This is a genomic window from Streptomyces durocortorensis, assembly GCF_016901035.1.
Classification (GTDB): domain Bacteria; phylum Actinomycetota; class Actinomycetes; order Streptomycetales; family Streptomycetaceae; genus Streptomyces; species Streptomyces durocortorensis.
Genome location: NZ_JAFEUF010000208.1, coordinates 1 through 6094 on the forward strand (window position 1 = coordinate 1; position 6094 = coordinate 6094).

4 protein-coding genes are annotated in these 6094 nt (G+C 69.6%); 2 read left to right on the forward strand and 2 right to left on the reverse strand.

The genetic code is table 11. From position 1 onward, the window contains the following. Positions 1-106: 106 nt before the first annotated feature. Positions 107-958, reverse strand: a complete 852-nt coding sequence (locus JS521_RS28000) for a siderophore-interacting protein (protein ID WP_205085750.1) — start codon at positions 956-958, stop codon at positions 107-109. Between the two features lie 58 nt (positions 959-1016). Beyond that, positions 1017-1925 carry a 5'-3' exonuclease gene (locus tag JS521_RS28005; protein ID WP_205085758.1) on the reverse strand — a complete coding sequence of 303 codons (909 nt, stop codon included), beginning with the start codon at positions 1923-1925 and terminating at the stop codon, positions 1017-1019. Positions 1926-2244: 319 nt separating this feature from the next. On the opposite strand from JS521_RS28005, the gene JS521_RS28010 reads away from it, so the two are divergent. Further along, a complete protein-coding gene (locus tag JS521_RS28010; protein WP_205085751.1) occupies positions 2245-3333 on the forward strand; it encodes a quaternary amine ABC transporter ATP-binding protein in 1089 nt (362 codons plus the stop codon). After that, positions 3326-5947: an ABC transporter permease/substrate binding protein gene (locus JS521_RS28015; RefSeq protein ID WP_205085752.1), complete on the forward strand. Its 2622-nt coding sequence runs from the start codon at positions 3326-3328 to the stop codon at positions 5945-5947. Before JS521_RS28010 ends, JS521_RS28015 begins: the two co-directional genes overlap by 8 nt. The last annotated feature ends 147 nt before the right edge of the window (positions 5948-6094 follow it).

The window sequence follows — 6094 nt, forward strand, 5'->3', positions numbered from 1 at the left end:
GTCCACCGCGATGCGCGGTGGACGGGGTCCGGGGTCTGCTGCCGGAAGGGCGAGCAGGAGGCGGGCGGCCGGTCGGGCGAGCGGGCGCCCCGGGCGGCCGGGGGCGCTACGCGGCCTGCGTGCCGCTCTCCTGCTCGCGCTCCACCTGCTCGTTCCACTCACGCTTCACCGCGCGCCAGGCGTCGTCGTTCTGGCCGAGGCGCCAGTAGCCCGAGATCGACAGCTGCGGCAGCGGGATCTGCCGTTCCACGCGCAGGTAGCGGCGGATCTCCTTCACAAAGCCCGCCTCCCCGTGCACGAACGCCTGGATCTCGCCCTCGGGGAAGTCGAGCCCCTTCACGGCGGCGGTCAGCAGCTCGCCGACGGGCCGGTCGCCGCGGTGCAGCCAGGTCACGGCCACCCCGTCGGGCGTCACGATCTTCTGCTCCTCCGAGGCGTCCGGCACCTCCACGAAGGCGTGCACCAGCGCGCCCGCGGGCATCTGCTCCAGCGCCGCCGCGATCGCCGGCAGCGCGCTCTCGTCGCCGACCAGCAGGTGCCAGTCCGCCGAGGCGTCCGGTCCGTAACCGCCGCCGGGGCCGAGGAAGGTCACCTGCTCGCCCGGCCGCGCCCGCTGGGCCCACGGTCCGGCGAGGCCCTCGTCGCCGTGCACGACGAAGTCGACGGCCATCTCCCGGGCCACCGGATCCCACGAACGCACCGTGTACGTACGGGTGGTGGGCCACAGCTCGCGCGGATACCCCTCACGGATGGCGGCCATGTCGAACGGGTGCGCGTAGTCCGCGCCCTCGGGCGCGAAACACAGCTTGATGTAGTGGTCGGTGAAGCCGGAGAGGGCGAAGTCCGCGAGCCCTTCGCCGCCGAGGACCACCCGCACCATGTGCGGGGTGATCTGCTCGGTGCGCACGACCTGCGCCCCCTGGGCCTTCGGTCCCTGCCGGGCCGGCCGCTCTGCCACGAGGTACTCCCTGGTTCGAAGACTTAGGTATACCTAAGTTAACACCTCGGTGCTGAAGTCAGTGCTGAAGTACGGTCAGCAGCCGCTGCAACGCCCCGCCCAGCCCCCACTGGTCCGCGAGCGCCTCCAGGGCGGCCGGGTCGCGCGGCTCGTGCGGCAGTGCCGGATCGAAGTCGGGCAGGGGTACGTCCCCGGCCACCCGGACCACCTTCGGCGCGACGGCCACGTACGCGCGCGACTCGTCCAGCCGCTTGCGCTGCGAGGGGGTCAGCTTCGCCTTCGGGTCGTCCACCGCCGCCATGATCCCGTCGAGATCGCCGTACGCGTCCAGCAGCTTCGCCGCCGTCTTCTCGCCGATGCCGGGGACGCCCGGGAGCCCGTCGCTCGGGTCGCCGCGCAGCAGCGCCAGATCGACGTACCCCGCGCCGTCCACGCCGTACTTCTCGCGCAGCCACGCCTCGTCGGTCACCTGGAGCGTGCCGACGCCCTTGAGCGGGTAGAGCACGCGCACCTGACGGGCGTCGTCGACCAGCTGATACAGGTCGCGGTCGCCGGTGACGATGTCGACCGGGCCCTTCGCCCGCGCCGTGAGCGTGCCGATGATGTCGTCCGCCTCGTAGGGTGTGACGCCGACCCGGGCGATCCCGAGCGCCGCCAGCACGTCCTGGATGATCGGGACCTGCGGGGAGAGCGTGTCGGGGATCTCCTCCTCGTCCGTCTGCCCGGCGGGCGTCTCCTCGGCGACCCGGTGCGCCTTGTACGTCGGGATCAGGTCGACCCGCCACTGCGGGCGCCAGTCGTTGTCCCAGCAGGCGACCAGCTCGTCCGGCCGGTGGTCGTGCACCAGGCGGCCGATGAAGTCGAGGAGGCCGCGCACGGCGTTCACGGGCGTCCCGTCCGGCGCGCGCACCGAATCGGGCACCCCGAAGTAGGCGCGGAAGTACAGGGAGGCGGTGTCGAGGAGCATCAGGCGTCGCGTCACAGACCCGATGATGCCCCACGGCGCCGACAGTCGCTCAAAGTAACCGCTTACCCGCGCTCCGTCGCAGGTCAGTGACCTGGGTCACGGTCGCGTTTGGGTTGTGTAAGTGCGGGCAGGCGCGCCATCGGAGCGAACCACGTCGCATTTTCAACTAGTGCATGTGCCACGCGGACAGAATCCGCATCGCTCCACGGTCTGCCGGAGGGGGTGGCAGACCGTTTTCGGTTCAACGCGTGAGGTGTATGTGTCCAGGCTGCAAGCCGAGCACTTGTACAAAGTCTTCGGCAGACGACCCGATGAAGCCGTGCGGAAGCTGGAGAGCGGCGTCGACCGCGACGAGCTCCGCGCCGACGGAACGACCGCAGCGGTGATCGACGCGTCGTTCACCGTGGAGCCGGGCCAGATCTTCGTCGTCATGGGGTTGTCCGGCTCGGGCAAGTCCACCCTGCTGCGGATGCTCAACGGTCTCCTCGACCCCACCGCGGGCCGGGTCCTGTTCGACGGGCAGGACCTGACCGCCCTGAGCCCCCGCGACCTGCGGCACGTGCGCTCCACCAAGATCAGCATGGTGTTCCAGCACTTCGCGCTCTTCCCCCACCGGAGCGTCCTGGAGAACGCGGCGTACGGCCTGGAGGTCCAGGGCGTGCCGCGCGAGGCACGCGAGGAGCGCGCCGCCGAGGCCCTGCGGCTGACCGGCCTCGAAGGCTGGGAGAAGTCCTGGCCCGACGAGCTGTCCGGCGGTATGCAGCAGCGCGTGGGCCTCGCCCGCGCCCTGGCCACCGACGCCGACCTGCTGCTCATGGACGAGTCCTTCAGCGCGCTCGACCCGCTGATCCGCCGTGACATGCAGGACCAGCTGCTGGAGCTCCAGAAGCGGCTGAAGAAGACCATCGTCTTCATCACCCACGACCTCAACGAGGCCATGCGCCTGGGTGACCGGATCGCCGTCATGCGCGACGGGGAGATCGTCCAGCTCGGCACCGCCGAGGACATCCTCGTCACCCCGGCCAACGACTACGTCGCCTCCTTCACCCAGGACGTCGACCGCTCCCGGGTGCTCACCGCGGGCGCGATCATGGCCGAGGCGCACACCGTGATGGGCACCAGGGCGGCGGACGGCAAGGAACTGCGCACCCCGCAGGACGTGCTCGCCGCGGCCCCCGCCACGGTCCCGGAGTCCACGCCGATCATCGACCTGTTCACGCCCTGCTCGCAGAGCGCGAACCCGGTCGCCGTGACCGACGACAAGGGCAAGCTGGTCGGCGTCGTCCCCAGCTCCCGGCTGCTCGCCGTCCTCGGCGAGCCGATGACCCCGGCCGAGGCGCCCCGCGACAGCGGGACCGGGACCGAACCCGCGGCAGCGGCCGGCGTGAAGAAGGTGGCCGGTGTTTAGGTTCCCCCTCGGCGAATGGGTCGACTCCGCGGTCGAGTGGCTGCAGACCCACCTCGCCTGGCTCTTCGACGCCATCAGCTCCGTCGTCAGCGGCATGTTCGACGGCATAGCCGCCGTCCTGTCCGCCCCCGCACCCCTGCTGTTCGCGGGCATCGTCGCCGTCATCGCCTGGTGGCTGCGCGGCCTTCCCGCCGCCCTGCTCACCTTCGTCGGATTCGCCCTCATCGACTCCGTCGAACTGTGGGACGAGGCGATGGACACCCTCACCCTGGTGCTCGTCGCGACCCTCGTCACCCTGGTGGTCGCCGTACCGCTCGGCATCTGGGCCTCCCGGTCCAAGACGGTCAGCGCGATCACCCGGCCGGTCCTGGACTTCATGCAGACCATGCCCGCCATGGTCTACCTGATCCCCGGCGTCATCTTCTTCGGCGTCGGCGTGGTCCCCGGCATCATCGCCACGATCATCTTCGCGCTGCCCCCGGGCGTCCGGATGACCGAACTCGGCATCCGCCAGGTCGACGGCGAACTCGTCGAGGCGGCCGAGGCCTTCGGCACCACCTCGCGCAACACCCTGCTGCGCGTCCAGCTGCCCCTCGCCCTGCCCACGATCATGGCCGGAATCAACCAGGTCATCATGCTCGGCCTCTCCATGGTCGTCATCGCGGGCATGGTCGGCGGCGGCGGCCTCGGCGGCTCCGTCTACCGTGCCATCGGCAACGTCGACGTCGGCCTCGGCTTCGAGGCGGGCATCTCCATCGTCATCCTCGCCATGTACCTGGACCGGATGACCGGCGCGCTCGGCACCGCGGTCTCCCCGCTGGGCCGCCGCACGGTCGCCAAGGCCCAGGCCATGGCCGAGGGCTGGAAGATCTGGACCTACCGCCCGCAGCCCCGCATCGCGGCCGTCGGCATCGTTGTCCTCGCGCTCGTCGCGGGCAGCATGAGCTTCTTCGGCGGCTCCAAGGACGACACCGCCTCCGCGAGCGCGCAGATCGGCGACGGCAAGAAGATCAGCATCGGCTACATCCCGTGGGACGAGGGCATCGCCTCGACGTTCCTCTGGAAGGAGATGCTGGAGCAGCGCGGCTTCGAGGTCGACGTCAAGCAGTACGAGGCCGGCGCGCTGTACACCGGCATGGCCAACGGGCAGATCGACTTCCAGACCGACTCCTGGCTGCCGGTCACCCACGCCAGCTACTGGAAGAAGTACAAGGACCGCCTGGAAGACCTCGGCGCCTGGTACTCCCCGACCTCGCTGGAGCTCGCGGTCCCCGCGTACATGAAGGACGTCCGGACCATGGACGACCTGAAGGGCCGGGCCTCCGAGTTCAAGGACCGGATCGTCGGCATCGAGCCGAGCGCCGGCGAGATGGGCCTGCTCAAGGACAAGCTCCTGCCGGGCTACGGCCTCGACAAGGAGTACAAGCTCATCGACGGCTCCACGCCGTCCATGCTGGCCGAGCTGAAGCGCGCGTACGCCAAGAAGGAACCGATCGTCGTTCCGCTCTGGTCGCCGCACTGGGCGTACAACGAGTACGACCTCACCAAGCTGAAGGACACCAAGGGTCTCTGGGGCAAGGGCGACGGCATCCACAGCCTGGCGCGCAAGGGCTTCTCCGCGGAGAACCCCGAGGTCGCCAAGTGGGTCAAGGACTTCAAGATGAGCGAGAAGCAGCTCACCAGCCTTGAGGCCGAGATCCAGAAGGCCGGTTCCGGCAAGGAGCAGGAAGCCGTCCGCACCTGGCTGAAGGACAACCCGGGCGTCGCCGACAAGTGGACCCCGGTCCCGAAGGACGCCCAGGCCGCCGGCGGCAAGGACGAGCGCGACCGCGCCCTGGAAGTCGCCTGGTTCCCCTGGGAGGAGGACATCGCCGCCACGTACCTGTGGAAGGCGGTCCTGGAGGAGCGCGGCTACAAGATCAACCTCAAGCAGTTCGAGGTCGGCCCGATGTACGCCGCGATGTCACGCGGCCAGATCGACGTCCAGTTCGACGGCTGGCTGCCGTACACCCAGAAGAATTACTGGGACAAGTACGGCGACAAGCTGACGAACATCGGCTCTTGGTACGGCCCGACCTCCATCGAGGTCGCCGTCCCCGACTACGTCAAGGACGTCAAGACCCTCGACGACCTCAAGGGCAAGGGCTCCGACTTCAAGGGCCGGATCGTCGGCATCGAGCCCGGCACCGCCACCATGGAGAACCTCAAGAAGAACGTCCTGCCGAGTTACGGCCTGGACGAGGAGTACGAGGTCCTCGACTCCTCCACGCCCGGCATGCTGGCCGAGCTGAAGCGCGCGTACGCCAAGAAGGAGCCCATCGCGGTCCTGCTGTGGACCCCGCACTGGGCGTACAACGAGTACGGCATGACCAAGCTGAAGGACCCGAAGAAGGCGTTCGGTGAGGGCGACCGGCTGCACACCATCGCCTCCAAGGAGTTCCCGAAGCAGTACCCGCAGCTGACGAAGTGGTTCAAGGACTTCAAGCTCACCGAGAAGCAGCTCGGCGGACTGGAGAACGAGATCCAGAAGCGCGGCGCGGGTCACGAGGAGGAAGCCGTGAAGGCCTGGATGGACGACAACCCGGGCATGGCGGACACCATGGCGCCCCAGTAGGGGCCCACGGGCACGAAAGCACAGGTCGGAAAGGGGGGGGGCCCCCCCCGGGGGGGGGGGCCCCCCTTTGGGGGGCGCCGGGGGGGGTTTTGGGAGGAGGGGGGGCCCAAGAGGGCTGCGGGGGTGGGCCCCGCCCGCGTGGGGGGG